At 69.2% G+C, this 25,799-nt stretch carries 23 protein-coding genes; 21 read left to right on the top strand and 2 right to left on the bottom strand.

Annotated elements, in window-relative coordinates; translation table 11 throughout:
• Positions 1 to 247 precede the first annotated feature (247 nt).
• Positions 248 to 1,084: an acyl-CoA thioester hydrolase/BAAT C-terminal domain-containing protein gene (locus OG609_RS09460; RefSeq protein WP_327272407.1), complete on the bottom strand. Its 837-nt coding sequence runs from the start codon at positions 1,082 to 1,084 to the stop codon at positions 248 to 250.
• Between the two features lie 118 nt (positions 1,085 to 1,202).
• The gene (locus OG609_RS09455; protein ID WP_327272406.1) at positions 1,203 to 2,087 is read right to left on the bottom strand and encodes an SIS domain-containing protein; all 885 of its coding nucleotides are present in this window, start codon (positions 2,085 to 2,087) and stop codon (positions 1,203 to 1,205) included.
• A 186-nt stretch (positions 2,088 to 2,273) separates the two neighbouring features.
• Here OG609_RS09455 and OG609_RS09450 point away from each other — a divergent pair, with 186 nt between their 5' ends.
• The 21 genes from OG609_RS09450 (at position 2,274) to argF (ending at position 25,677) form a co-directional block, all read left to right on the top strand.
• A complete protein-coding gene (locus OG609_RS09450) occupies positions 2,274 to 3,074 on the top strand; it encodes a DeoR/GlpR family DNA-binding transcription regulator (protein ID WP_093899008.1) in 801 nt (266 codons plus the stop codon).
• A 515-nt stretch (positions 3,075 to 3,589) separates the two neighbouring features.
• Entirely contained in the window at positions 3,590 to 4,564 is a 975-nt protein-coding gene (locus OG609_RS09445) for an ABC transporter permease (protein WP_327277986.1), read from the top strand.
• Positions 4,561 to 5,520, top strand: a complete 960-nt coding sequence (locus tag OG609_RS09440) for a carbohydrate ABC transporter permease (RefSeq protein WP_327272405.1) — start codon at positions 4,561 to 4,563, stop codon at positions 5,518 to 5,520. Before OG609_RS09445 ends, OG609_RS09440 begins: the two co-directional genes overlap by 4 nt.
• A 52-nt stretch (positions 5,521 to 5,572) precedes the next feature.
• Complete coding sequence (locus OG609_RS09435) at positions 5,573 to 7,213, top strand: hypothetical protein (protein WP_327272404.1); 1,641 nt, start codon at positions 5,573 to 5,575, stop codon at positions 7,211 to 7,213.
• A 62-nt stretch (positions 7,214 to 7,275) separates the two neighbouring features.
• Positions 7,276 to 8,448: a Gfo/Idh/MocA family protein gene (locus tag OG609_RS09430; protein ID WP_327272403.1), complete on the top strand. Its 1,173-nt coding sequence runs from the start codon at positions 7,276 to 7,278 to the stop codon at positions 8,446 to 8,448.
• A 335-nt stretch (positions 8,449 to 8,783) separates the two neighbouring features.
• A complete protein-coding gene (locus OG609_RS09425; RefSeq protein WP_327272402.1) occupies positions 8,784 to 9,785 on the top strand; it encodes an MBL fold metallo-hydrolase in 1,002 nt (333 codons plus the stop codon).
• 83 nt (positions 9,786 to 9,868) lie between these two features.
• Positions 9,869 to 11,245, top strand: coding sequence for an ATP-binding protein (locus tag OG609_RS09420; protein WP_327272401.1), 1,377 nt, complete (start codon positions 9,869 to 9,871; stop codon positions 11,243 to 11,245).
• The gene (locus OG609_RS09415; RefSeq protein ID WP_327272400.1) at positions 11,242 to 11,667 is read left to right on the top strand and encodes a roadblock/LC7 domain-containing protein; all 426 of its coding nucleotides are present in this window, start codon (positions 11,242 to 11,244) and stop codon (positions 11,665 to 11,667) included. Before OG609_RS09420 ends, OG609_RS09415 begins: the two co-directional genes overlap by 4 nt.
• Positions 11,664 to 12,017, top strand: a complete 354-nt coding sequence (locus OG609_RS09410; RefSeq protein ID WP_327272399.1) for a DUF742 domain-containing protein — start codon at positions 11,664 to 11,666, stop codon at positions 12,015 to 12,017. Before OG609_RS09415 ends, OG609_RS09410 begins: the two co-directional genes overlap by 4 nt.
• On the top strand, positions 11,995 to 12,609 hold the full coding sequence (locus OG609_RS09405; protein WP_327272398.1) for a GTP-binding protein: 615 nt from the start codon (positions 11,995 to 11,997) through the stop codon (positions 12,607 to 12,609). Before OG609_RS09410 ends, OG609_RS09405 begins: the two co-directional genes overlap by 23 nt.
• Positions 12,606 to 13,880, top strand: a complete 1,275-nt coding sequence (locus OG609_RS09400; RefSeq protein ID WP_327272397.1) for a cytochrome P450 — start codon at positions 12,606 to 12,608, stop codon at positions 13,878 to 13,880. The genes OG609_RS09405 and OG609_RS09400 overlap by 4 nt, the downstream gene beginning before the upstream one ends.
• Before the next feature lie 104 nt (positions 13,881 to 13,984).
• Positions 13,985 to 14,383: a cell division protein SepF gene (locus OG609_RS09395; RefSeq protein WP_327272396.1), complete on the top strand. Its 399-nt coding sequence runs from the start codon at positions 13,985 to 13,987 to the stop codon at positions 14,381 to 14,383.
• 161 nt (positions 14,384 to 14,544) lie between these two features.
• Positions 14,545 to 15,828: an ATP-binding protein gene (locus tag OG609_RS09390; protein ID WP_327272395.1), complete on the top strand. Its 1,284-nt coding sequence runs from the start codon at positions 14,545 to 14,547 to the stop codon at positions 15,826 to 15,828.
• Complete coding sequence (locus OG609_RS09385; protein WP_327272394.1) at positions 15,825 to 16,193, top strand: nucleotide pyrophosphohydrolase; 369 nt, start codon at positions 15,825 to 15,827, stop codon at positions 16,191 to 16,193. Before OG609_RS09390 ends, OG609_RS09385 begins: the two co-directional genes overlap by 4 nt.
• A gap of 124 nt (positions 16,194 to 16,317) precedes the next feature.
• Entirely contained in the window at positions 16,318 to 16,854 is a 537-nt protein-coding gene (locus OG609_RS09380) for a DUF6099 family protein (protein WP_327272393.1), read from the top strand.
• A 136-nt stretch (positions 16,855 to 16,990) separates the two neighbouring features.
• Positions 16,991 to 17,914 (top strand): LLM class F420-dependent oxidoreductase, encoded by a 924-nt coding sequence (locus OG609_RS09375; RefSeq protein ID WP_327272392.1) that lies wholly within the window; start codon positions 16,991 to 16,993, stop codon positions 17,912 to 17,914.
• Positions 17,915 to 18,028: 114 nt separating this feature from the next.
• The gene (gene mmuM / locus OG609_RS09370) at positions 18,029 to 18,994 is read left to right on the top strand and encodes a homocysteine S-methyltransferase (RefSeq protein ID WP_327272390.1); all 966 of its coding nucleotides are present in this window, start codon (positions 18,029 to 18,031) and stop codon (positions 18,992 to 18,994) included.
• Between the two features lie 52 nt (positions 18,995 to 19,046).
• A complete protein-coding gene (locus tag OG609_RS09365) occupies positions 19,047 to 20,588 on the top strand; it encodes a 3' terminal RNA ribose 2'-O-methyltransferase Hen1 (RefSeq protein ID WP_327272389.1) in 1,542 nt (513 codons plus the stop codon).
• Positions 20,585 to 23,158, top strand: coding sequence for a polynucleotide kinase-phosphatase (locus OG609_RS09360; protein ID WP_327272388.1), 2,574 nt, complete (start codon positions 20,585 to 20,587; stop codon positions 23,156 to 23,158). Before OG609_RS09365 ends, OG609_RS09360 begins: the two co-directional genes overlap by 4 nt.
• A gap of 92 nt (positions 23,159 to 23,250) precedes the next feature.
• Positions 23,251 to 24,483, top strand: a complete 1,233-nt coding sequence (locus OG609_RS09355) for an arginine deiminase (RefSeq protein WP_327272387.1) — start codon at positions 23,251 to 23,253, stop codon at positions 24,481 to 24,483.
• Between the two features lie 186 nt (positions 24,484 to 24,669).
• Positions 24,670 to 25,677 (top strand): ornithine carbamoyltransferase, encoded by a 1,008-nt coding sequence (argF, locus tag OG609_RS09350; protein WP_327272386.1) that lies wholly within the window; start codon positions 24,670 to 24,672, stop codon positions 25,675 to 25,677.
• Positions 25,678 to 25,799: the final 122 nt, after the last annotated feature.

Here is a 25,799-nt window from a genome sequence, read left to right as displayed (position 1 = left end):
GTCACGACCCCTGCCCCCCGACCGAGCGTATGCCGGGCGGTGGAGCGGCTGAGAGGCCGGCACGGAGCGTGCGGCAGCGCAGCGCGCGGTGGGACCGGGTGCCCGTCCGGGGCCTCGGCTGTTGCCGCAGCGGACGACTGACCCCCAAACACAGCGGCGGAGCCCGACACCCAAGCGCCGCGTCGGACAGGGACGCTCAAGCGACGTCACGCGCGTCGCAGCAGACACCCGACGCGCTCAAGTGCCGTCAGACGCCGCCCTGACACGCGCCGCGGAGCACACCGAGTATGTGGGGCCAGGCTGCCGCGCCAAGCGCCGCGTCCGCCGCGGCTGAGCCTCCGTACAGGAAGTGCGCGGATGAGGGGGCAGGGCCCTCGCCCGGAAGTCGCGGGCGGTGGCCTGCGTCGGGGCTGCTGATCACCCGTACGGGCAGGTCGGCCGCCCTGCGACGGGCGGCCAGTTCGTCGGCATAGGGCAGCGAGGGCCACATCGCATCGTCCCCGCCGGCGACGAGCACGAATTCGGCGGAGGACTTCTCCACCGCGATCGTCGCCGCGTCGACGCGGTCGGCGAACGTCTGCCGGCTGCGCTCGTACCAGCCACGGATGGCGACGGGAACGCCCTCGGGCTGTGCGGGCGTCGGCGCCCAGGAAGTGTCATGGGGGACGAACGGCAGCGGCTCACCCCGCCAGGTCCAGGAAGACCGGTGGGGCCGGGTCTGTCCGTCCCGGCCGGGGCCGACGTTTGCCCAGGTCATTGATGTGGGGGAGACCGCCACCACCGCGTCGATACCGGGCAGCAGCACGGACAGGTGCAGGGCGGCTTCAGCCCCCTTGGACACACCCAGGACGCCGATCCGCCGGGCACCGCCCGCGCGGAGCGCCTCGATCGCGGACCCGAAAGTCTCCAGCGGGATTTCACAGATGCCGGGCGGCTGCCCGACCCCGCCGAACCAGCGGATCGACAAGGCCGTCAGGCCCTCCCGGGCCAGGATCCGGCACCGCTCGTCCTCGATGCGCCCACTGGACCCGGAGAGGACGAGCACCCCGATATCGCCGCCACGTGCGCGGCCACGCGCGGGCATGGCCAGGAACCCCTCACGAATGCCCGGGTGAGGGACTTCGCAAGGGGTTCCGTGGGCAGCCTTGCGAGCGCCCCCGCTCAGACCGTTGAAGGTGCGCTCGACGATGTCCATCGGTCGGTCAGGCGCCGGCGAGCACCACCGAGCGGGTCAGATGGCGCGGGCTGTCCGGGTCCAGACCGCGGGCGGCGGCACGGGCGATCGCCAGACGCTGGACGCGTACCAGCTCGGCCAGCGGGTCCAGGCCGCTCTCCACCCAGCGGGCGCCGGTCGAGAGCACCTGCTCGGCGAGGCCCTCGGGGGCGGTGCCGAACATCCAGGTCGCGGTGCCGGCGGTGGCGATGCTGATGGGACCGTGGCGGTACTCCATCGCGGGGTACGCCTCCGTCCAGGACAGGGACGCCTCCTTCATCTTGAGCGCGGCCTCGTTGGCGAGACCTGCCGTCCAGCCACGGCCGAGGAAGGTGAACTGGGTGCAGTCCAGCAGGCCTTCGGGCAGCGGCTCTGCCAGTGCGGTCTCCGCATCGCGGACCACGGCGTCGGTGTGCAGACCGAGGTGGGCGCGGAGCAGTGTGAGCAGCGTGGTGGCGAACCGGGTCTGCACGACGGACTGCTCGTCGGCGAAGTCCAGCACGACAACCTCGTCGGCGGACGTCATGACCGGGGTGTCCGGGTCGGCGGTGATGGCCACGGTGCGGGTGGCACCGCGGAGCCGGTTGAGCAGTTCCAGCACCTCGGTCGTGGTCCCCGAGCGGGTGAGGGCGACAACCCGGTCGTAGCTGCGGCCGAAGGGGAACTCCGAGGCGGCGAAGGCATCGGACTCGCCCTGCCCGGATTCCTCACGGAGCGCGGCGTATGCCTGAGCCATGTAGAAGGAAGTGCCGCAGCCGACGACCGCGATGCGCTCACCGGTGGCGGGCAGAGCGGCCGCCTGCGTCTGGGCCAGCTCGGCGGCGCGTCGCCAGCACTCCGGCTGACTGGCTGTCTCGATCTCGACAAATGACACTCTTGCACTCCGTACTCGTAGTGGGATGCTCGTTTGCGCACGTTATACACGTGGTACAAGCATTATCAAGCATTCTGCTTGCAGGAGGCTTGACTGGGGAAAGCCTTGTGCGACGCTTGCGCGTGTCCGGTGACACGTACCCAAGGGGATGGGTGCCCGAAGCCCGGGCTCGTAAGGAGATTTCTCTTGTCCAGGGATGCCCGGTGGAACGCGCTGCTGGAACTTGTCGGTAAGAACGGCAGGGTGGAGGTCGAGGACGCCGCCGCGACGCTGGATGTCTCGGCCGCGACCATCCGTCGTGACCTGGACCAGCTCGCCGAGCAGCAGCTGCTCACGCGCACCCGCGGTGGCGCGGTCGCGCACGGTGTCAGTTACGAACTGGCCCTGCGCTACAAGACCGGCCGTCACGCCCCGGAGAAGCAGGCCATCGGCCGCGCCGTCTCGGAACTGGTGGCGGTCGGTGAAGTGGTGGGACTGACCGGCGGAACGACGCTGACCGAGGTGGCCCGTTCGCTGGCGGTGCGCTCCGATGTCGTCGGTGACACCGCGGCCGGGATGGGCGGTCAGCCGACCCTGACCGTTGTCACCAACGCCCTCAACATCGCCAACGAGCTGGTCATCCGGCCGCAGATCAAGATCGTGGTGACCGGCGGAGTGGCCAGGCCGCAGTCGTACGAGCTGACGGGCCCCCTGGCCAGCGGGGTACTGGGCGAGATCACGCTGGATGTCGCCGTGCTGGGCGTCAATGCGATCGACACCGAGCGCGGTGCATATGTACACCACGAGGGCGAGGCCAGCATCAACCGGCTGCTCGCCGAGCAGGCGCAACGAGTGGTCGTGGCTGCCGATTCCTCGAAGATCGGCAAGCGGGCCTTCGCACGGGTCTGCGATCTCGGGCAGGTCGATTTCCTGGTCACCGACAAGGGGATCACGCCCGAGGCGACCGCCCGCTTCACGGAGGCCGGCGTCACCGTCATCGCCGTCTGAACCACTCGTCCGAACGGCGGGTCGCCACCACGGGGGTGGCGACCCGCCGTTTTTTGTTTCTGCGTGGCCGGAACCGGGTTCGGCCACGCACAAGGGCGTAGGGGCGGCGTCCCGGACTGTGCTTGAGGATGTCGTCAGAAGTGACCTTGAGTGCGTGATCGTGCATTCAGGATCGGCTCCTGGCTTGCCCGCAGGACTTCCCGACGGTCGCCTCGTGCCGCTTCCGTGCCACTTCTGTGCCCTTTGTGGGTCTTGGGTAACGCCGACGAGGTGCTCATGGGGACCACGTAGAAACTTTTCTATGCCAATAGATGTTCGTTACCTCTGTGAAATGAACAAGTCTTGCCATCAGGGCGCACAGTCGTGAACTATGTGCCTGTCGCCGCGAAGGAGCGCCGGCCGCATCCACAGTGATGCGGGCCGCCTCCGTGGATGCGGGACACTCCCTTGCTCCATCAGCCCTGGAGGTGCCTGTGACGATGGCAGATGCGCCGGTCTCGGCCGTGCGGTCGCCTGTGCCGCAGCCCCGTGATCCCGACGACGCGGATCGCTCCGCCGGGAAGAAGCGCAAAGACATACGAACAAAGCAGCCGCTCCGCCATCGCCTCAAGCGGGACAGGGCACTTCTGCTGTTCTGCCTGCCGGGTGTTCTGTACTTCGCGCTCTTCTTCTACCTGCCGCTCGCAGGCAACGTCATCGCCTTCCAGGACTACCAGCCGTTCCTGGGCTTCAAGCAGAGCCCGTTCGTCGGCCTCGCGAACTTCACCGCGCTGCTCGCCGAACCGGACTTCTGGAGCGCGGTCTCCAACACCCTGCAGATCACCGCGATCCAGCTGCTGCTCTACTTCCCCGCACCGATCGCCCTGGCACTGCTGCTCAACTCGCTCATCAGCGAGAAGATCAAGCGGTTCATCCAGACCGTCGTCTACCTCCCGCACTTCCTGTCATGGGTCGTCGTGGTCGCGATGTTCAAGCAGGTGCTCGGCGGCGCGGGTTCGGTCACCACGCTCCTGATGGAGCACGGGGTCAACATCGGCAACGTGATGACGGACCCCGGCACCTTCAAGCTGCTGATCACCGCCCAGGCCATCTGGAAGGACTGTGGCTGGGGGACGATCATCTTCCTGGCGTCCATCGCCTCGATCGACATGGCCCAGTACGAGTCCGCCGCGATGGACGGAGCCGGCTGGCTCCGCAGGATCTGGCACATCACCCTGCCGGGCATCCGGCCGGTGATCCTCATGCTGCTGATCCTCCGGCTCGGCGACATCCTCTCGGTCGGCTTCGAGCAGATCATTCTGCAGCGCGACGCCGTAGGCCCGGACGCCTCCGAAGTCATGGACACCTACGTCTACTTCCACGGCGTCATCGACGGCGACTGGGGGATGAGCACGGCCGCGGGTCTCATGAAGGGCGTCATCGGATTCGCCCTCATCCTCGCCGCAAACAAGCTGGCCCACCGCTTCGGTGAGCAGGGAGTGTACCGATGAGTCAGCAGACCCTTGCGTCACGGCTGCGCACCGCCCGGTTCGGCCCCCGTGGCGGCGAGCGCCGCCGCGCCTCGTCCGGCCGCCCGCCGTGGATGGAGCGCCCGCACTGGTACGGGCAGGGCGCGAAGGCAGCCGCCCTGGTCGTCCTGACAGTGATCGTGCTCTACCCGTTCGTCCTCGCCATCGGCACCAGCCTCGCCGGGCGCGAGGAGCTCAACGCCAACGGCGGCTACGTCCTGCTGCCCAAGCACCCGACGCTTGAGGCATACCGGGTCATCCTCTCCGGCGGCGTCGTCACCCAGGCGGCCGTGGTCTCCATCTTCATCACGCTGATCGGCACCGCGCTGAGCCTGGCGTGCACGGTGCTGATCGCGTACGGCACCTCGCGGCCGGGCACCGTTCTCGGCAAGCCGATCCTGCTGCTGGTACTGGGCACCTTCCTCTTCGCCCCGGGCATCATCCCCACGTACCTGGCCGTCCAGCAGTTCAAGATGCTCGACACCTACGCCGCGCTGATCCTGCCCGTACTGCTCAACGCGTTCAATATCGTGGTCGTGCGCTCGTTCTTCCAGAGCATTCCCGAGGAGCTGTACGACGCCGCGCGGATCGACGGCGCGGGTGAGGCGACCGTCCTCTTCCGGATCGTCCTCCCGCTCTCCAAGGCGGTCCTCGCCGTGGTCGGCCTCTTCTACGCGGTCGGCTACTGGAACAGCTTCTTCAACGCGGTGCTCTACCTCAACGACTCCAGCAAGTTCCCCATTCAGGTGATCCTGCGCAGCTACGTCCTCAACGGCCAGAGCATCAACGCGCAGGCCATGGGCGTTCACGCGGTGCCGCCCGCGACCTCCTTGCAGATGGCCGTGCTGATCATCGCCATCGTGCCCATCTTCTGCGTCTACCCCTTCCTGCAGAAGTTCTTCGTCAAGGGCGTCCTCACCGGGGCGATCAAGGGCTGATCCGCCCGCCCGGACACCGCCCCACGCACTTCACAAACTTCAAGGAGCATCCATGTCCACCAACTTGTCCAGGCGCGGTTTCATGGGCGCGGCGGGGATCGCCGGCCTGACCGCGGCCGGTCTGACGTCCCTGACCGCGTGCGGCAGCGGCGCGACCATCAGCAAGGGCGGAGCCAAGGCGTCCGCCAAGCTGAAGCTCCCGGCGTACGTCGCCGCGCAGACCGCCCCCGCGGACCTCGCGGGCAATGCGGCCGGGCTGGACGCCACATATCTGCGCTACCCGGAGAAGCTGACCAAGTCCGTGGCCAAGGTGCCCGGCGACGGCAGCCGCATCACGGCCCTCACCGAGACGTTCACCACCCCCGCGCCGCCGCAGGCCAAGAACGCCTACTGGCAGGAGCTGAACAAGCGCCTCGGGGCGCAGTTCGACATGACGATCGTCGTCGACCAGGGCGTCGACGCCTACCTCACGAAGTTCAACGCCATGATGGCCAGCGGTGACATCCCCGACCTGGTCTGGTTCCCCCCGAACCAGGGCATCCAGCGGGTGCCCGAGCTGCTGGACGCCAAGTTCCACGACCTCACGCCGCACCTGTCCGGCGACGCGGTCAAGCAGTACCCCAACCTGGCGAACCTGCCGACCACCGCGTGGAAGACCGCCGTGATCAATGGCAAGATCCGCGGTGTCACCGTCGCCTACGGCTCCATGGGCCAGGTCTACGTCGTCAACCAGGACTTCTGGAAGCCGGTCGGCGGCGCCGAGTTCACCAGCGCCGAGGACTTCCTCGCCAAGGGCAAGGAGCTCCTCGACGCCAAGCGCAACAAGTACGTCCTGGAGCCGGCGTACGTGAACCACGTCGGCATGTTCGGCCAGTGGTTCGGCGCCCCCAGCAGCTGGCGGCTGGAGGGTGGCAAGCTCACCCATATGTACGAGACCGAGGAGTACCAGGAAGCCCTGGCCTTCGGCGTCAAGGTGGCCAAGGCCGGTCTCTTCTGGCCCGACCCCAACCTCTCCACCACCATGGAGAAGATGGCACAGGGCTCGCTGGGCGCCTATGTGCAGTCCTTCCCGAGCTTCCTGGTGGACGTCAAGAACTACGACTTCCCGTTCGGCGTCATCGTGCCGTTCGCCGCCAAGCCCGGCGCGAACCCGCGGTACACCATGGGCTACGGCTCCGTCGGCTACACCGCCATCAGCAAGAAGGCCGACGACAAGCGGGTCAAGATGCTGCTGGGCGTGTTGGACTACCTGGCGGCTCCATTCGGTACCGAGGAGCGGCTCTTCCTCGACAACGGCATCGAGGGCAAGCACTTCACCCGCGCGTCGAACGGCGATATCAAGCTCACGGCCAAGGGGAACGCCGAGGCAGTCACCACCGCCATGCCGCTGGCCTTCCTGGGCGCCGGGCCCGAGTACATCTACCTGCCCGGCAAGGCAGAACTGGCCGGAAAGAGCCACGGCTGGCAGCAGGAACTCCTCAAGATCAGCCAGACGAACCCGGCCAGCGGTCATTTCTCCGACACATACACCCGCAAATATGCCTCTCTCACCACGGCCATGAGCGACGTCCAGAAGGACATCGTCGCGGGTCGCAAGCCGATCTCCGCCTACAAGGAGGAGCTGAGCAAGTGGCGCTCCGGTGGCGGCGACAAGATGCGCGCCGAGTACGAGGCATCGCTCGCCGGTAAGTAGCCCCCGTCCGCACCGCCAGGACGGACGCGCCCGCACCACCAGTACAGACAGAAGGGACCACCGTGTCAGACCTGCGACTCGGCGTCATCGGGCTCGGCCTGCGCCGTTCCATCGCGATGTCCGCCCACCACCCCGGACAGGGTTCGGCGATCACCGCCGTCTGCGACCTCGACCCCGAGGTGCGGCAGCGGGAGGCCGAGCGCTTCGGCACCGATGTCGCGGTCGAGGACTACAAGCTGCTCCTCGACCGGGACGACCTCGACGCGATCATCATTGCCACGCCGGACGACACCCACGAGACCATCGCCATCGATGCGCTCCGGGCCGGCAAGGCCGTCTTCGTCGAGAAGCCGCTCGGCATCACCGTCGAGAGCTGCGACAACGTCCTGCGTGCCGCTTACGAGACCGGGACCCGGCTGTACGTCGGACACAACATGCGCCACATGGGTGTCGTGCGGCTGATGCGCGACATCATCGCCCGCGGCGACATCGGCGAGCCCAAGGCCGTGTGGGTGCGGCACTTCGTCGGCTACGGCGGTGACTATTACTTCAAGGACTGGCACGCCGACCGGACCCGTACCACCGGCCTGCTGCTCCAGAAGGCCGCCCACGACATCGACGTCCTGCACTGGCTGGCCGGCGGCTACACCCGCCGTGTCAACGCGCTCGGCGACCTCCTCGTCTACGGCGACCTGCCGCGCCGCGAGCCGGACACCCCGCGCCCGGCGAACTGGCTGCGCGAGTTCGACTGGCCGCCGACGGCCCGCAAGGACCTGCACCACATCGTGGACGTCGAGGACGTCTCGGTGATGAACATGCAGCTCGACAACGGCGTCGTGGCCGCCTACCAGCAGTGCCACTTCACTCCGGACTACTGGCGGAACTACACCGTCATCGGCACCGAGGGCCGTCTGGAGAACTTCGGTGACAGCCCCGGTGACGAGGTCAAGGTCTGGAACACCGGCCCCAGCGGATACCGCGGTGACGCCGACATCACCTACCGGGTGCCGGACGCCGGCGGTTCGCACGGCGGCGGGGACACCCGGATCATGGAGGAGTTCTGCCGGTTCGTGCGCGACGGGGGCGTCACCGACACCTCGCCGGTCGCCGCCCGGATGAGCGTCGCCGCCGGTGTGCTCGCGACCCGTTCCCTGCGCGAGGGCGGTGCACCGTACGACGTACCGGCCCTCGCCCCGGAGCTGATTGCGTACTTCGAACGTGGTCAGGTCCGCTAGGAACCGGCACGAGGCGTTTCGACGACTTCCGGTGACAGCGCTTCCGGCGCCGTCACCGGAAGTCTCGGTACAGCTGTTTTCAGCCATGCTCGGTGGGTAGTCGGCTCTTTCCGGTTTGGCGATGGCTCGATCGGTGTCCGCCGCGATGCGTGACACCGGCGGGTGAATTATGGGTGATCATCCGGAAGATGTCGTATGGGGGTGCGGGGTGCCGGTCTCGTACGGTCACCGAGCCTGTGGCACCGGCGAGCGCGAGCGGCGATTTTGCGCCAATGGGATCTCGTGGTGGCCGAGTTCGAACGCATGGCCGGATCGTGGTCGGCATAATCGCGTCCATGTCGATCACGGGTGGAGACGTCGTTGACCTGGGGCGGGGCCTGTACGCATGGCTCCCGCCGAAACGGGGCTGGGGGCTGGCGAACTGCGGTCTCCTCGTCTCGCCCCGTGGCGCGCTCTGGATCGACACCCCGTACGACGCCGTGCTGGCCGGCCAGTTCCTGGCCGAGTCCACGAAACGGCTGCCCGACGGTGTCTCCATCGACCGGGTGATCGTCACCCACGCGAACGGCGACCACTTCTGGGGAGCGGGCGTACTCCCGGACGCGGAGATCATCGCGACCCGGGAGGCCCGCGAGCACATCCATTACGAGCCCACGCCCATGCAGCAGCACGCGCTGGTCACCACCGGCGATCCGGCCACCGCGCTCGGGGCCTACCTCGGACGTCACTTCGGCCCCTTCGACTGGTCGCAGACCGAGCCGGTGCAGCCGACGACATACTTCACCGGGGAGCTCGAACTGGCCCTGGGGGAGTACCCGGTCCAGCTCTCCGCCCTGCCGTCCGCGCACACCACCGGCGACCTGATGGTCCATCTGCCCGCGCAGCGTGCCGTGTTCAGCGGGGACATCATCTTCTCCTCCACCCCCGCTCGGCCGGGCGACCACCCGGTGCACTGGGCGGGTCCGCTGAGCAATGTGATCGGGGCCTGCGAGCGGGTGCTGGCCACCGGCGCCGAGACCATCGTCCCGGGGCACGGACCGGTCCTCGACCAGGCCGGGGTGCGCGATCACATCGTGTATCTGGAGTATGTGCGCGAGCGCGCCCACGCCTTTCACACAGCTGGGATTCCCGCCCTTGAGGCGGCCCGCCGGGTCATTGCCGAGGGGCGCTACCCAGAGCTCGGCCTCCCCGAGCGGCTGGTGGTGACCATCGGAAGCGAGTACCGGCAGCTCGACGGTTCCGAACTGCCCGGAGTGCTCCAGGTGATGACCGATGTCGCCGTGGTCGCTCAAGAGGTGGAGCAGGCCCGTGAGTCGGCGGGGCCGGCGGAGAAGTAAGCAGGCCCGGCGGAGAAATGAGCGGAGCTTCCGCCGCCGCTTCGGCCGGAAGGCCGATCCGACAACAGAAATGCGGTGACGGCATGGGATGGATCGTGGCGGTGATCGCCGTCGCTGCTGCCGTGGCGGTGGCTGTTCGCGCACAGAACGCTGCGCGCTCGGAGCGCCTGGCCCTGGCCCGCGCCGAGCTGGCCGAACGGCAGTCGAAGGCGGCAGAGACCCGTACCGCCGCCCTCACCGACGAGATCCGGCAGCTGGCCCGCAAGCGGATACCCGCCGCGGCGCTCGCCCTCTCCCACCCCACCGCCCAGGTCCCCGGACTGCGGGAGGCGGCCGAGGTCGACGGCGATTCCGCGCGGCTGCTCACCGAGGCCGTACAGGCCGCTCGCACGGCGGTCGTCGAGGAGCGCGGGCGCGTCGACGCGGCCGCCCGGGCGGCGATGCGCGGCACCTCGGCCAAGATCCAGTCCCTGCTCAACCAGTCCCAGCAACTGCTGCACGAGCTCCAGCACGAGTACGACGACCCGCGGATCCTGCAGCTGGACTTCCGTAACGAACTGGCCTTGCGGCGTACCCAGTCCACTGCTGTGCTCTGCGACGCCTGGCCGGGGCTCGCCCGCCAGAACTCGCCGCTCGTCGAGATCGTGCTCGGCGCCCAGTCCCGGGTCGCCGGCTATGAGCGGATCAAGGTCGCCAACCATCTGCGCGACGAACGGCTCGCGCTCGTCGCCCGCGCCGCCGAACCTCTCGCGATCGCGCTCGCCGAATTGCTGGCCAACGCCACGGCCTACTCGCACCCCGACACCGATGTACAGGTGACCGTCCAGCAGAGCGGTGGCCGTGGCGCGTTCCTGGTCGTGGACGACGCGGGCATCGGCATGGACGACGATGCGCTCGACCGGGCCCGCGCACTGCTGGCGGGCCCGTCCGAAGTGCTCCTGACCGAGCTGGGAGACCCACCGCAGACCGGTTTCGCAGTCGTCGGCCGGCTCGTCGTGCAGTACGGCTTCAATTGCCACATCGAGGCATCGCCGTTCGGCGGAATGCGTACGATCCTGCGTGTCCCCGCCCATCTGCTCACCGTGATGGAGGACGACCGCAGCCTCTCCGCCCTCGCCCCGAAGCCGGTGCAGGCGCACGCCATTTCTTCGGTTTCCGCCCCCGCCGAGCCGGAACCCGCACCGGCACCGCAAGCCGCCGGCGGGCACCCTGCCGAGCTGCCCAGCCGGCGCCGACGTTCACCACGTCCGACCCCGGCCCGGTCCGCATCCGCCGCCGTCGCCCGGGACCAGGAGCAGGTGTCCCGTACACCCGAGCAGGCCGAGGCTTCCTGGGCGGCACTCCAACAGGGCACCCTCAATGGCAGGAGCGTCGCCGGGCGGTCATCCGCACCGGCAGCGGACGATCACCACCCGGACGACCACGACGGCCAGGACGACCAAGGAGACGACGAGAAGTGAGCGCCCCCACTCCCACCACCGGTGACCTCGCATGGGTGCTGACCCCCCTGCTGGAGCTGCCCGGAGTCCAGCACGCCGTCGTCGCCACCGGCGACGGCCTCGTCGAGGGTGCCTCACCCGGCCTGGACCGGGCGTCCGGCGAGCGGGTCGCCGCCATGACCGCCACGGTGCACGCCGCGGCCCGCGCGTTCACCACGGCCTTCACCGATGTCGAGGCACCACGCCTGGCCCAGACGGTTGTCGAGTCCGACCAGGGCTTCGCCATCGTCGTACCGGCCGGGAACAACACCACACTCGCCCTGTTCGCGGAACCCGGAGCCAAACTCGGCGACATCGCCTACCAGATGCAGGTGCAGGTCACCGCCCTGACCCGGGCGATGAACGCGCCCGCCCGCCAACCGGACACCGCCGCCCGGCCATGACCTCCGGCCGCGGACGCCGTCTGATCCCCGCCTATCTGGTCACCGGCGGCCGGGCCCGGCCCGCCGGTCCCGCGCTCGACCGGCTTGCCGTGCTCGTACGCACCGACACGGACCTGCCCCCGGACACCGGCTCGGAACAGCGCAGGCTGTGCGAGCTGCTCGAACCGGGCGCGCTCACCGTCGTCGAATCCGCGGCCCACCTGGATCTGCCGGTCAGCGCCACCGTCTTCCTGGCCACGGACCTCGCGGCCGCCGGACATCTGCACACCCGACCGCCCATCCCCAGCGCCGGGGAGATCGACCGGTCGCTCGTCGAGAGGCTGCTCGTTGGACTCCGCTCCCTCCACTGACCGGACCGGCATCGGCTATCTGCCGCCTGCCGCCCGGACCCTGATGAAGCTCGTCGTCACGGGTCCCTTCGGCGTGGGCAAAACCACCCTGATCCGTACGCTGTCGGAGATCGCCACGCTCCACACCGAAGAGGCGATGACCCAGTCCAGCACCCGGCTCGACGACACCGCAGGCCTGCCGGACAAGACCACGACCACCGTCGCCATCGACTTCGGCCGGCTCACCGTCCTCGACGACCTGGTGCTCTACATGTTCGGCACGCCGGGCCAGCAGCGGTTCCTCCCACTCTGGGAGGACATCGCACGCGGTGCGCTCGGCGCACTCGTCCTGGTCGACACCCGCAGGCTCGCCGACTCCTTCGCGGTCATGGACATGGTCGAGGAGCAGGGACTGCCGTACGCCGTCGCCGTCAACCGTTTCCCCGACGCCCCAGCCCACACCGACGAGGTCCTGCGTAAACACCTCGACCTCGCCCCCGAGACCCCGCTGGTGCAGTGCGACGCCCGCGAACGCCGCGGCAGTATCGACGCACTGATCGTGCTCGCCGAGCATGTGCTGGCCGGAATGCCCCGGCCCGAGGACCCGTCATGACACCGCCCGTACAGCCGCCGCAGCCTCTCGCGCTGTACGGCCCGGACTTCGCCGCCGACCCGCAGAGCCACTACCGGCGCCTGCGTGAACACGGCCCCCTGGCCCCCGTCCGGCTTGCGCCCGGCATCGAAGCCCTGCTGGTCACGGACTACCAGGCCGCCGTCGACCTGCTGCGCGATACCCACACCTTCACCAAGGACCCGCGCGCCTGGCAGGCCACCGTCCCCGACGACTCGCCGGTCCTGCCCATGCTCGGCTACCGGCCCACCGCGCTCTTCAGCGACGGCGACGTACACGCCCGTTACCGCGACGCCATCAACGACAGCCTCGCCCTGATCGAGCCCCACGTCCTGCGGGCCGAGGTCGCCCGGGTCGCCCAGATGCTCATCGGTGAATTCGCCGCCACCGGCAGCGGCGACCTGATCGCCCAGTACGCCCGACGACTCCCGGTGCACGTCTTCGTCACCTGGTTCGGCGTATCGCCGGGCGACAGCGAACGCATCGTCAACGGCATCGCCGGCATGTTCAACTCGGCCGAGGACGCCGCCACCGCGTACGCCGACCTCGTCGAAGTCGTCACCGATCTGGTCGCCGACCGGCGCGCCCGGCCGCGCCGCGACCTCACCTCGTACCTCCTCGCCCATCCGGCCAACCTCGACAACGACGAGACTGTGCGTCAGATCACTCTGATCATGAGCGCGGGCCACGATCCGACGACCAATCTGATCGGCAACGCGCTGCTGCACATGCTCACCGACGCACGCTACGCCGGCTCGCTGCACGGCGGCGCGATGACGGCACACGAGGCGATCAACGAGGTCCTCTGGCAGGACCCGCCGCTGGCCAATTTCGCGGCGCACTACCCGCGCCACGACACGGAGTTCCACGGCGTCCGGCTGCGCACCGGACAGCTGCTCCTCGTCTCCTACGCCGCCGCCAACACCCAGTCCGTGCCCGACCTTTCGAACCCCGGGGTCCGCTCCGGAGCCAGTGCCCATCTGGCCTGGTCGGCCGGTCCGCACCGGTGCCCGGCGAAGCAGCCGGCGCTGCTCATCGCCATGACCGCGATCGAGCAGCTCACCAGCCAGCTGTGCGACGCAGAACTGGACGTTCCGGTCAACGGACTCAAGTGGCGGCCGGGACCGTTCCACCGTGCTCTGGTGCGGCTTCCGGTACGTTTCACGCCCGTCGACATGACTGCGGAAACGGACCGGCACGACGCGGCCGAGGGCGCTTCGGACGGGCCGTCAGCGGTGTCGATCAGCCCGTGAACCGTGTCGGTGGTACGCCGAACGGGTGAGGGGCGAGAGAATTGCCCGATGAACAGCGAGCGCAGCGGGCGCAACGCCGACCGAAGCACAGACGGGGTGGTCCGGTGAGCAGGTACGACAGGTACGACGTCACGGACGAGCAGTGGGAGGGGCTTGCCCAGGTCGTACCTCTGCGCGGCCGCGACCAGTGGCCTTCCAGGGTCGATCACCGTACGGTCCCCGACGAGAGCGCGGCAGCCGAACAGCGGCGCCTCGTCGTGCTGCGGGTCCAGGTCTTCGCGGACGCGCGGGAGGTGGCGGAGTACCTGGTCGCACAGATCCCGGTGCTGCTCGATCTGACCAGCGCGGAGACGGATGTGGCCAAGCGCATCCTGGACTTCACCAGCGGGGTGGTATTCGGTCTGGGCAGCGGAATGCACCGGGTCGACCGGAATGTCTTCCTGCTGTCGCCGCTCGGCATGGAGGTCGAGGGGGTTACGGCGGCAGGCGTACCCGGGCCGTAGGAAGGCCGCCGGGGGTGTTGCCAGGGTAGGTGCGGCGGTCGACGTCCTTCGATCGTGGGAATGCCGTCCGGGCGGGGTTGCCGCGGCAGGCGTAGCCCGATCGTAGGAAGGTCGTTCAGGCGGAACGGTTCGCCGCTCCGCGGTCTGCGTACGGTCCGCCCATGAGTGCACTCCGCCCGGGGATCACCCCGCCACCGTCCGCCCGTACATCCGTGCTTGGCGAAGCTCCTGCCGCTGCCGGCACATCCGTGTTCGGTGATGGCCCCGCCGCTACGGATACGCCGGCCCGGCCGGAAGCCGTGTGGCGTTCCGGCGGTCCTGTCCGCTCCGCCGGACCTGTCGTCACCGAACTGCGGTTGTCCGCCTTCGCCTCGCACCGGGGCGCCGGCTTCCCCATCGGCCCGGTCACGCTCTTCGCCGGACCCGGCGGCAGCGGCAAGTCGAGTGCGTTGCGTGCGTACGAGGCGCTGGCGCGGCTGGGCAGCGGAGACCCGCTCGACGAGGTCTTCCCGGACCCGGCGGGGTGCGTACCGGAAGGCGCCGTGGCCGATGCGCAGGGCCGCCGCGGATTCCGGATCGGCTGCACGACGGACGGTCCGGCAGGACCGGTACGGCTCGACGTGGCGGTTCAGGCGGAGCCCACCCTCCGTATCGTCGGTGAACGGCTCACCGGCGGTGGCGAGACCCTGCTCACCACCGCATTGCGTGACCCGGGGCGCTCGACGGTCCAGGCGGCCTGGCACACCGCGGGCGCGGTCCCTGTGACGCGTGCGCCGCTGCCGGACGACCGCCTCGGAACTGCCCTGCTGCCGCTGCGGGTGGCGGGCAGGACCGAGGGGCAGTTACAGGTCCTTGCCGCCGCCGAACAGATGGTCGTGGCTCTGCGGTCGGTCTTCGCCTGTGAACCGCAGCCGCCGCGGATGCGTGCGCCCGTACCCGCGGGCGACGGCCGGCTGCGCCGCGGCTGCGACAACCTCGCGGCGGTGCTGGAGCGCACACACACGCAGTGCGCCCAACGCCACGCCCGGCTGGTCGCGGCGACTCACGCAGGATGCGCGGGGCCGGTGACCGCACTCGGTGTCGAGCGGCTCGCGGACGGGTTGCTGCGCGCGACCGTCGGGCGCGGCGGGGGTCATGCGACGCCGGTCGGCCGGCTCGGCGACGGTGAGCTGAGGTACCTCGCGCTCGCTCTGGTGCTGCACACCGGCCCCGGGGTGCTGGCGGTGGACGCCGCGGGCGAGGTGCCGTCGGCCATGCAGACCCTCACCGTGCTGGCCGACGGACTCGACCGGGACCTGGACGGAAGGCAGTTGCGCGGACTGCTGGATCTGGCGGTGTCGATCGGGGCGGCCGGGCACCTCAGGCTGGTGGGGACGGTCACGGAGTCGGGTGCGGTGCGAGCCCGGGAGACGGCCGGGGTGACGGTGGTAGACCTGAAGGCGTGACAGAACTTGATGTACGTGCCCTGCAGCAACGGCTCGCCGCGTTCGCGGCTGCGCGGGACTGGGAGCAGTACCACACCCCGAAGAACCTGGCGGCGGCGCTGAGCGTCGAGGCGTCCGAACTGGTCGAAATCTTCCAGTGGTTGACGCCGGAGCAGTCGGTGCGGGTGATGGAGACACCCGAGACGGCGCACCGGGTGGCGGACGAGGTCGCGGATGTTCTCGCTTATCTGCTGCAGTTCTGCGAGGTGTTGGGGATCGACGCACTGGCGGCGCTGGCGGAGAAGATCGACCGGAATGAGGCCCGATTCCCGGTGCCGGAGCGCCCGGACCCCCTTGATTCGCCAGATCGTCACTCTTCGGAGTGATCAACTTATTCACAGTCGACTTCGTGTCCACAGATTTCCGAATTCCCCTGGCTTTTCGGTACCAGCACCCTCACTGTGGGTAATGGATGAGTTGAGCGGCTTTTCGTACGGACGGGGGTAACGCATGGAAGCGGAGCGGCTTGTGGGAGTCAGCCGGCGTGCTCTGGCACAGAGCCGCTGCACGCCGGACATCATCGCCGAGGCATGGCAGGCCCAGGCGCTCGCTCAGGCGATCGGCAGCCGGCTGGCGGCGGACGGGCCCAAGGAGCTACGGGGAGAGGCGCGTGGGCTCAGCGAGATCGGCGGAAGGAGCGGCGGGGCGCTGGACCACCCGGCGGCGCGGGCCGGAGTGGCGCGGGCCGCGCAGCTCTCCGAGCTCGCCGAACCGAGGGCGACGCTGACGGGGCTGGGCACACTGCTCGGGGAGGTGGGGATAGCCCTGGTCGGGGTGGCCTGCGAGACCGACGAGCAGGGGCTCTACTGGCAGTGCATGGAGGCGATCGACGCGGCCGACGAGTCCATGGACCGGGTGCACGGAATGCTCCGGCGCCTCGACGAGCAGGACCGGGAGCGGCAGCAGGATCTGGAGCGGGGCCGGGAGCGGGACGGCCCCTACGGTGCGATCCGCGGACCGGCGGGCTCGGCGGCGGGACAGCTGTGACCGCGCAGGATTCAGGAAGTGACGAGGGACGGGACGGTGTAGGGGACGGCCGTGACCGTGGAGGGCTTCGGCAGTGGCGGCGCGTGGCAGGGAGAAGGAGGGGAATGACCGGCATCCGGAGGTGCAGGATGGATGCATGGATCTTCGAATCTTCACCGAGCCCCAGCAAGGGGCCGACTACGACACCCTGCTCACCGTCGCCAAAGCGGCCGAAGACCTCGGCTTCGACGCCTTCTACCGCTCCGACCACTACCTCCGCATGGGCCCGGGGGACGGGCTGCCCGGCCCGACCGACGCGTGGATCACCCTGGCCGGGCTGGCGCGCGAGACCAAGCGGATCCGGCTCGGCACGCTGATGACCGCGGGTACCTTCCGGCTCCCCGGCGTGCTCGCCATCCAGGTCGCGCAGGTCGACCAGATGTCCGGCGGACGCGTCGAGCTCGGCCTCGGCGCAGGCTGGTTCGAGGAGGAGCACAAGGCCTACGGCATTCCGTTCCCCAAGGAGAAGTTCGGCAGGCTGGAGGAGCAGCTGGAGATCGTCACCGGGCTCTGGGCGACCGAGATCGGCAAGACGTTCAGCTTCGACGGCACTTACTACCAGCTGACCGATTCGCCCGCGCTGCCCAAGCCGGCGCAGGCCAAGGTGCCGGTCCTGATCGGCGGTCATGGTGCGACGCGCACACCGAGGCTGGCAGCGCAGTACGCGGACGAGTTCAATATTCCCTTCGCGTCGCTGGAGGACAGCGAGAAGCAGTTCGGCCGGGTCAAGGAGGCGGCGAAGGCGGTCGGCCGCGGACCGGACGACCTGGTGTACTCCAACGCCCTGGTGGTCTGCGTCGGTAAGAACGACGCCGAGGTGGCGCGGCGCGCCTCCGTCATCGGCCGTGAGGTGGCGGAGCTGAAGGCGAACGGGCTCGCGGGCTCACCCGCCGAGGTGGTCGACAAGATCGGCAGGTACGGCGCGATCGGGTCGTCCCGGATCTACCTCCAGGTCCTGGATCTGGACGACCTGGAGCACCTGGAGCTGATCTCCTCCCAGGTCCAGTCCCAGTTCACCTGAGCCGGGAACCATCCCGGCTCGCCTGAACCGGGAACCATCCCGGCTCACCCGAGTCAGGGATCGGTCGCCGCTCACCCGAACCAGGTCCGGGTCCGGCTCACGAGGGAGTCACCCATGCAACCCGTCCGTTCAGCCAACGGTTCGCCCGCCCGTGCGCTCGATCGTGCCCTCTTGGAGGGGACGGTCCTGCTCGACGGTGGTCTCTCCAACCAGCTGGAGGCGCAGGGCTGCGATCTGTCCGACGCCCTGTGGTCGGCCGGGCTGCTGGCCGACGGGCCGGGGCAGATCGAGGCCGCGCACACTGCCTATGTGCGGGCGGGTGCGCAGGTGCTCATCACGGCCAGTTACCAGGCGACCTTCGAGGGATTCGAGGGGCGGGGTATAGGACGGGCCCAGGCGGCGGAGCTGTTCGCCCGCAGTGTGCGGCTGGCGCGGCGGGCCGCGGGTGCGGTGGAGCGGGAGATCTGGGTCGCCGCCTCGGTCGGCCCGTACGGGGCGATGCTGGCGGACGGCAGCGAGTACCGGGGCCGCTACGGGCTCTCCGTCCGGGAGCTGGAGCGGTTTCACCGGCCGCGGGTGGAGGCGCTGGCCGCCGCAGGGCCCGATGTGCTGGCGCTGGAGACGGTGCCGGACATCGACGAGGCCGAGGCGTTGCTGCGGGCGGTCGAGGGGTGCGGGGTGCCCGTCTGGCTCTCGTACAGCGTGGCGGGGGACCGGACCAGTGCGGGGCAGTCGCTGGAGACGGCCTTCGCCCTCGCCTCGGGGCATGACCGTGTGCTGGCAGTCGGGGTGAACTGCTGTGATCCGTCGGACGCGGACCGGGCGGTGCGGGCGGCGGCGGAGGTGGCCGGGAAACCGGTCGTGGTCTATCCGAACAGCGGTGAGCGGTGGGATGCCGGCGGCCGGGAGTGGGCTGGTGCCCCCACCTTCGATCCCGGGAGAGTACGGGCCTGGAAGGACGCCGGCGCCCGGCTGGTGGGTGGCTGCTGCCGGGTCGGCCCGGAGACCATCGCGGAGCTGGCCGGGCTGCTCGGCGCAGCGACGGCAGGTGAAGGGAAAGGAGGGTCGACAGTGCCGTAGACACATGAAAATACCTGGTGGGGGGCGAGTGAAGCGGACCATACTCGGACGTGTGTTCCTGACAATCAGCGCGACCGGCAACCCGGAACGTCCCGCGACCGACCTCGGCTTTCTGCTGCACAAGCATCCCGAGAAGGCGCAGACGTTCTCCACCTCCCATGGCACCGCGCATGTCTTCTATCCCGAGGCATCCGCCGAGCGCTGCACAGCGGCGCTCCTGCTGGAGGTGGATCCCGTGGCGCTGGTGCGGCGCGGCAAGGGCAAGGGCCGGGGCGGCGCCCCCGACGCGGCGCTCGCGCAGTACGTCAACGACCGTCCGTATGCGGCGTCCTCGCTGCTTTCCGTCGCGATGAGCACGGTCTTCAAGACCGCGCTGAACGGTGTGTGCCGCGCACTGCCCGAACGTGCACAGGCGCCGCTTCCGCTGAGGATCGAGGTGCCCGCACTGCCGGCGCGCGGCGGCGCGGAACTGGTGCGCAAGCTCTTCGGGCCGCTCGGCTGGAAGAGCGTGGACGCCGTGGCCGTACCTCTGGACGAGCAGTTCCCGGAGTGGGGGGACTCGCGGTACGTACGGCTGGTGCTGGAAGGCGAGTTGCGGCTGGCGGATGCGTTGCGGCAGCTGTATGTCCTGCTGCCGGTGCTCGACGACGCCAAGCACTACTGGGTCGCACCGGACGAGGTGGACAAGCTGTTGCGGGCCGGCGAGGGCTGGCTGGCAGGCCACCCCGAGCAGAAGCTGATCACCAGCCGCTATCTGTCCCGACGCTGGGGGCTGACGCGGCAGGCGATGCAGCGGCTCGAACTGGTGCGGCTCGCCGAATCGGACGACCTGGACGTCGAGAGCATCGACAACGCGGTGGACGAGACGACCGACACCGAGGAGAAGCCGGTGCCGCTCGCTGAGCAGCGGCGCACCGCGATCCTCGACGCGCTGCGCACCGCCGGGGCGAGCCGGATCCTCGACCTGGGCTGCGGTCAGGGCCAGTTGGTGCAGGCACTGCTCAAGGACGTGGGCTTCACGGAGATCGTCGGCGTCGATGTCTCGATGCGCGCCCTCACCATCGCCTCACGACGGCTGAAGATGGACCGGATGGGGGAGCGGCAGGCCGGACGGGTCACACTTCAGCAGGGCTCCCTCACCTACACCGACAAGCGGCTCAAGGGGTATGACGCGGCCGTGCTCAGCGAGGTCATCGAGCACCTCGACCTGCCGAGGCTGCCCGCGCTGGAATACGCCGTGTTCGGTTCGGCCCGACCGCGGACCGTGCTCGTGACGACGCCGAACGTCGAGTACAACGTCCGCTGGGAGACCCTTCCGGCCGGGCATGTGCGCCACGGCGACCACCGGTTCGAGTGGACCAGGGCCGAGTTCCGCGACTGGGCCCAGGAGGTGGCACAGCGGCATGGATACGGCGTCGATCTCGTCCCCGTGGGGCCCGACGACCCCGAGGTGGGGCCGCCCACACAGATGGCGGTGTTCACGATGACCCCGGCCGATGGGGGCACGACTGAGAGCGAGAGCAAGAACGAGAGCAAGAACGAGTCCTGGCACGAGACCGCCAACGAGACCGAGAAGGAGGCGAAAGTCGCATGACCAGTACTTCGCGCACGTTGCCGGTGACCGACCTCTCCCTCGTGGTGCTCATCGGAGCCAGCGGTTCCGGCAAGTCCACCTTCGCCCGTAAGCACTTCAAGCCCACGGAGATCGTCTCCTCGGACTTCTGCCGCGGCCTGGTCGCCGACGACGAGAACGACCAGAGCGCCAGCCGTGACGCCTTCGACGTCCTGCACTACATCGTGGGCAAGCGGCTCGCCGCCGGGCGGCTGACCGTCGTGGACGCCACCAGCGTCCAGTCCGAGAGCCGCAAGCAACTGGTCCAGCTGGCCAGGAGCCACGACGTGCTGCCCATCGCGGTCGTTCTCGACCTGCCCGAAGAGGTCTGTATCGCGCGCAATGCGGCCCGCCCCGACCGCGCCGACATGCCGCGCCACGTCATCCAGCGCCACCGCCGTGAACTGCGCCGCTCGCTGAGCGGCCTGGAGCGCGAGGGCTTCCGCAAGGTGCATATTCTGCGCACCGAAGAGGAGGCGGAGCACGCCGAAGTGGTGCTGGAGCGCCGCTACAACGACCTCCGCCACCTCACCGGACCTTTCGACATCATCGGCGACATCCACGGCTGCAGTTCGGAGCTGGAGGCCCTGCTCGGCAAGCTCGGCTACGTCGACGGTGCGCACCCCGAAGGGCGTACGGCGGTCTTCGTCGGCGACCTCGTGGACCGCGGCCCCGACAGCCCCGGGGTACTGCGCCGCGTCATGTCCATGGTGTCGGCGGGCAACGCCCTGTGCGTGCCGGGCAACCACGAGAACAAGCTCGGCCGCTACCTCAAGGGCCGCAAGGTCCAGCACACCCATGGACTTGCCGAGACCATCGAGCAGTTGGACCGCGAGGACGAGAAGGACCCCGCCTTCCGTGAGCAGGTGCGGGAGTTCATCGACGGGCTCGTCAGCCACTACGTGCTCGACGAGGGCAAGCTCGTCGTCTGTCACGCCGGACTGCCCGAGAAGTACCACGGGCGCACCTCCGGGCGGGTCCGTTCGCACGCGCTGTACGGGGACACCACCGGTGAGACCGACGAGTTCGGCCTGCCCGTGCGCTACCCGTGGGCGCAGGAGTACCGCGGCCGTGCCGCCGTGGTCTACGGCCACACCCCGGTGCCCAACACCTCCTGGGTCAACAACACCATCTGCCTGGACACCGGTGCGGTCTTCGGCGGGAAGATGACCGCGCTGCGCTGGCCGGAGCGCGAGCTCGTCGACGTACCGGCCGAGAAGGTCTGGTACCAGCCGGCCAAGCCGCTGACCACCGAGGCGCCCGGGGGCAGGGAGGGCAGGCCGCTGGACCTCGCAGATGTGCACGGCCGCCGGATCGTGGAGACCCGGCACATGGGCCGCATCTCGGTCCGCGAGGAGAACGCCGCGGCGGCGCTCGAAGTCATGAGCCGGTTCGCCATCGACCCGCGGCTGCTCGGCTACCTCCCGCCGACCATGGCGCCCACCGCCACCTCGCACGAGGACGGTTATCTGGAGCACCCGGCCGAGGCCTTCGCCCAGTACCGGGCGGACGGTGTCACCAAGGTCGTGTGCGAGGAGAAGCACATGGGCTCACGCGCGGTGGTGCTGGTCTGCCGGGACGCGAACACCGCCCGTGAGAGGTTCGGCGCAGGGGGGACCTCCCACGCCTCCGGCGGTGAGGGAGGTCCGACCGGGGCTCTCTACACCCGCACGGGAAGGCCGTTCCTCGACGACGTCGCACTCACCGAGGTGATCCTCGGCAGGCTGCGCACCGCCGTCGCCGCCGCCGGACTCTGGGAGGAATGGGACACCGACTGGGTGCTGCTCGACGCCGAGCTGATGCCGTGGTCTCTCAAGGCGGCCGGGCTGCTGCGCTCGCAGTACGCCGCGGTCGGTGCCGCATCCGGGGCGGTCTTCCCGGAGGCCAACGCGGCACTCGCGGCAGCGGTGGCCCGTGGGGTGGACGTGGGCGCGCTCGCGGACCGCCAGCAGGGACGGGCCGAGGACGCGATCGCGTTCACCGAGGCGTACCGCCGCTACTGCTGGAGCACCCAGGGCCTGGACAGGGTGCGGCTCGCGCCGTTCCAGATCCTCGCCGTGCAGGGCCGCTCGCTGGCCTCCGTACCGCACGACGAGCAGTTGGCCTGGCTCGACCGGCTGGTCGAGCACGATCCGACCGGTCTGCTCCAGGTCACCCGCAGGCTCGTCGTCGACACCGGTGACGAGGCGTCGGTGCGCTCCGGTATCGACTGGTGGCTGGAGATGACCGGCCGCGGCGGCGAAGGCATGGTCGTCAAGCCGCTCGCCGCGCTCGTACGGGACGGCAAGGGCAGGCTGGTCCAGCCGGGCATCAAGGTGCGCGGCCGGGAGTACCTCCGGATCATCTATGGCCCCGAGTACACCCGCCCGGAGAATCTGGAGCGGCTGCGCGGCCGGTTCCTCGGCCACAAGCGGTCGTTGGCGCTCCGGGAGTACGCGCTGGGGCTCGAAGCGCTGGACCGGCTGGCCGACGGGGAGCCGCTGTGGCGGGTCCACGAGGCGGTGTTCGCGGTGCTGGCCCTGGAGTCGGAGCCGGTCGACCCACGGCTGTAGGCAGTGGCGTCAGCGGGTTTTCCGGTGAGATCAACGGAAAACCGCTGGCGATTCGCCGGGTGAACGGCGCTCCGCACGGTGAGGATGGATGCATGGGATTCCATGTCGACTCCGAGGCCGGGCGGCTGCGCCGCGTCATCCTGCACCGTCCCGATCTTGAACTGAAGCGGCTCACCCCCAGCAACAAGGACGCGCTCCTGTTCGACGACGTGCTCTGGGTGCGCCGCGCCCGCCAGGAGCACGACGGCTTCGCGGACGTGCTGCGCGACCGCGGAGTGGAGGTGCACCTCTTCGGCGATCTGCTCCGCGAGTCGCTGGAGATTCCGGTGGCCAGGCGGCTCGTCCTGGACCGGGTCTTCGAGGAGAAGGAGTACGGCCCGCTCGCCACCGAGCATCTGCGGGCCGCCTTCGAGGAGTTGCCCAGCGCCGAGCTGGCCGAGGCGCTGGTCGGCGGGATGACCAAGCGGGAGTTCCTGGAGCGGCACAGCGAGCCGACCTCCGTCCGCTTCCATGTCATGGACCTGGACGACTTCCTGCTCGGCCCGCTGCCGAACCATCTCTTCACCCGGGACACCTCGGCCTGGATATACGACGGGGTGTCGATCAACGCGATGCGCTGGCCGGCCCGGCAGCGCGAGACCGTCCACTTCGAGGCGATCTACCGCCATCACCCCCTCTTCACCGGCCCCGACGCAGGCGTCTTCCACCACTGGTCGGAGGGGCAGGACGACTACCCCTCCACCATCGAAGGCGGCGACGTACTGGTCATCGGCCACGGCGCGGTACTCATCGGGATGAGCGAGCGCACCACCCCGCAGGCGGTGGAGATGCTGGCCCGTGGACTTTTCGACGCCGGCTCGGCGCACACGATCGTCGCGCTCGACATGCCCAAGCGCCGGGCGTTCATGCACCTCGACACGGTCATGACGATGATCGACGGCGACACCTTCACCAAGTACGCGGGGCTGGGCATGCTCCGCTCGTACACGATCGAGCCCGGTGAAGGGCCGAGGGACCTGAAGGTCACCGACCATCCGCCGGAGCACATGCACGACGCGATCGCGCACGCCCTGGGCCTGGACTCGATCCGGGTCCTCACAGCCACCCAGGATGCGCACGCCGCCCAGCGCGAGCAGTGGGACGACGGCTGCAATGTGCTGGCCGTCGAGCCGGGCGTCGTCGTCGCGTACGAGCGCAACGCCACCACCAACACCTATCTGCGCAAGGAGGGCATCGAGGTCATAGAGATCCGCGGCAGCGAACTCGGCCGGGGCAGGGGCGGCCCCCGCTGCATGAGCTGCCCCGTGGTGCGTGATCCGGTGTAGCGGTGCACGACCTGGTGCAGCGGTGCGCGACACGGCGCAAGGAAAGAGACTCTGCACAAAGAGTCCCCCACGAAAAGACTCCGCCCGAAGAGTCGTCGTATAAGGGCTCCGTATAGCAATGCAGTGCTTCGTATAGACTTCCAGGGTCATTGTATGCACGACCTCACCGGACCCAGGAGCAGTCTCATGGCCATAGATCTCGCAGGCCGCCACTTCCTCAAGGAGCTGGACTTCACGGCCGAGGAGTTCCGCGGCCTGATCGATCTCGCGGCCGAGCTCAAGGCCGCCAAGAAATCGGGGACCGAAGTGCAGCGGCTGCGCGGCAAGAACATCGCGCTCATCTTCGAGAAGACCTCGACCCGTACCCGCTGCGCCTTCGAGGTGGCGGCCGCCGATCAGGGTGCGTCCACGACGTATCTCGACCCCTCCGGCTCGCAGCTGGGGCACAAGGAGTCGGTGAAGGATACGGCCCGCGTCCTCGGTCGGATGTTCGACGGCATCGAATACCGCGGTGACAGCCAGGCGGCCGTCGAGGAGCTGGCTGCGTACGGCGGCGTTCCGGTCTTCAACGGACTCACCGACGACTGGCACCCGACCCAGATGCTCGCCGACGTCCTCACCATGGCCGAGCACAGCGAGAAGCCGCTGGAGCGGATCGCCTTCGCCTACCTCGGCGACGCCCGCTTCAACATGGGCAACTCCTACCTGGTCACCGGCGCCCTGCTGGGCATGGACGTACGGATCGTCGCGCCGAAGTCGTACTGGCCGGCCGAGGAGATCGTCACCGAGGCCCGCAGGCTGGCCGAGGCCAGTGGTGCGACGGTCACTCTCACCGAGGACATCGCCGAGGGCGTCAAGGGCGCGGACTTCGTCGCCACCGATGTCTGGGTCTCCATGGGCGAGCCCAAGGAGGTCTGGGGCGAGCGCATCGAGGCTCTCGCGCCGTACGCCGTGACCATGGACGTCCTGCGCGCCACCGGCAACGCCGACGTGAAGTTCCTGCACTGCCTCCCGGCCTTCCATGACCTCGGCACCAAGGTCGGGCGGGAGATCGAGGCCGCCCACGGGCTGACGGAGCTGGAGGTCACCGACGAGGTCTTCGAGTCCACGCACTCGGTCGTCTTCGACGAGGCCGAGAACCGGATGCACACGATCAAGGCCGTTCTGGTGGCAACCCTGACGGCCACAAGCTGACTGCTGCATGATCATGCGCCTGATTGGGTGAACATGCGCGAAGGCGACTAATATGTTGTCTCTTGGTGGGGTTCGAGCTCGCACGTTCGAACCCCATTTTCGCGTGTGTCACCAGAACCCGG

Source organism: Streptomyces sp. NBC_01224 (assembly GCF_036002945.1).
GTDB lineage: Bacteria > Actinomycetota > Actinomycetes > Streptomycetales > Streptomycetaceae > Streptomyces.
Note: the sequence above shows the minus strand (reverse complement) of the source record. Positions and strands in the feature narration are given on the sequence as shown.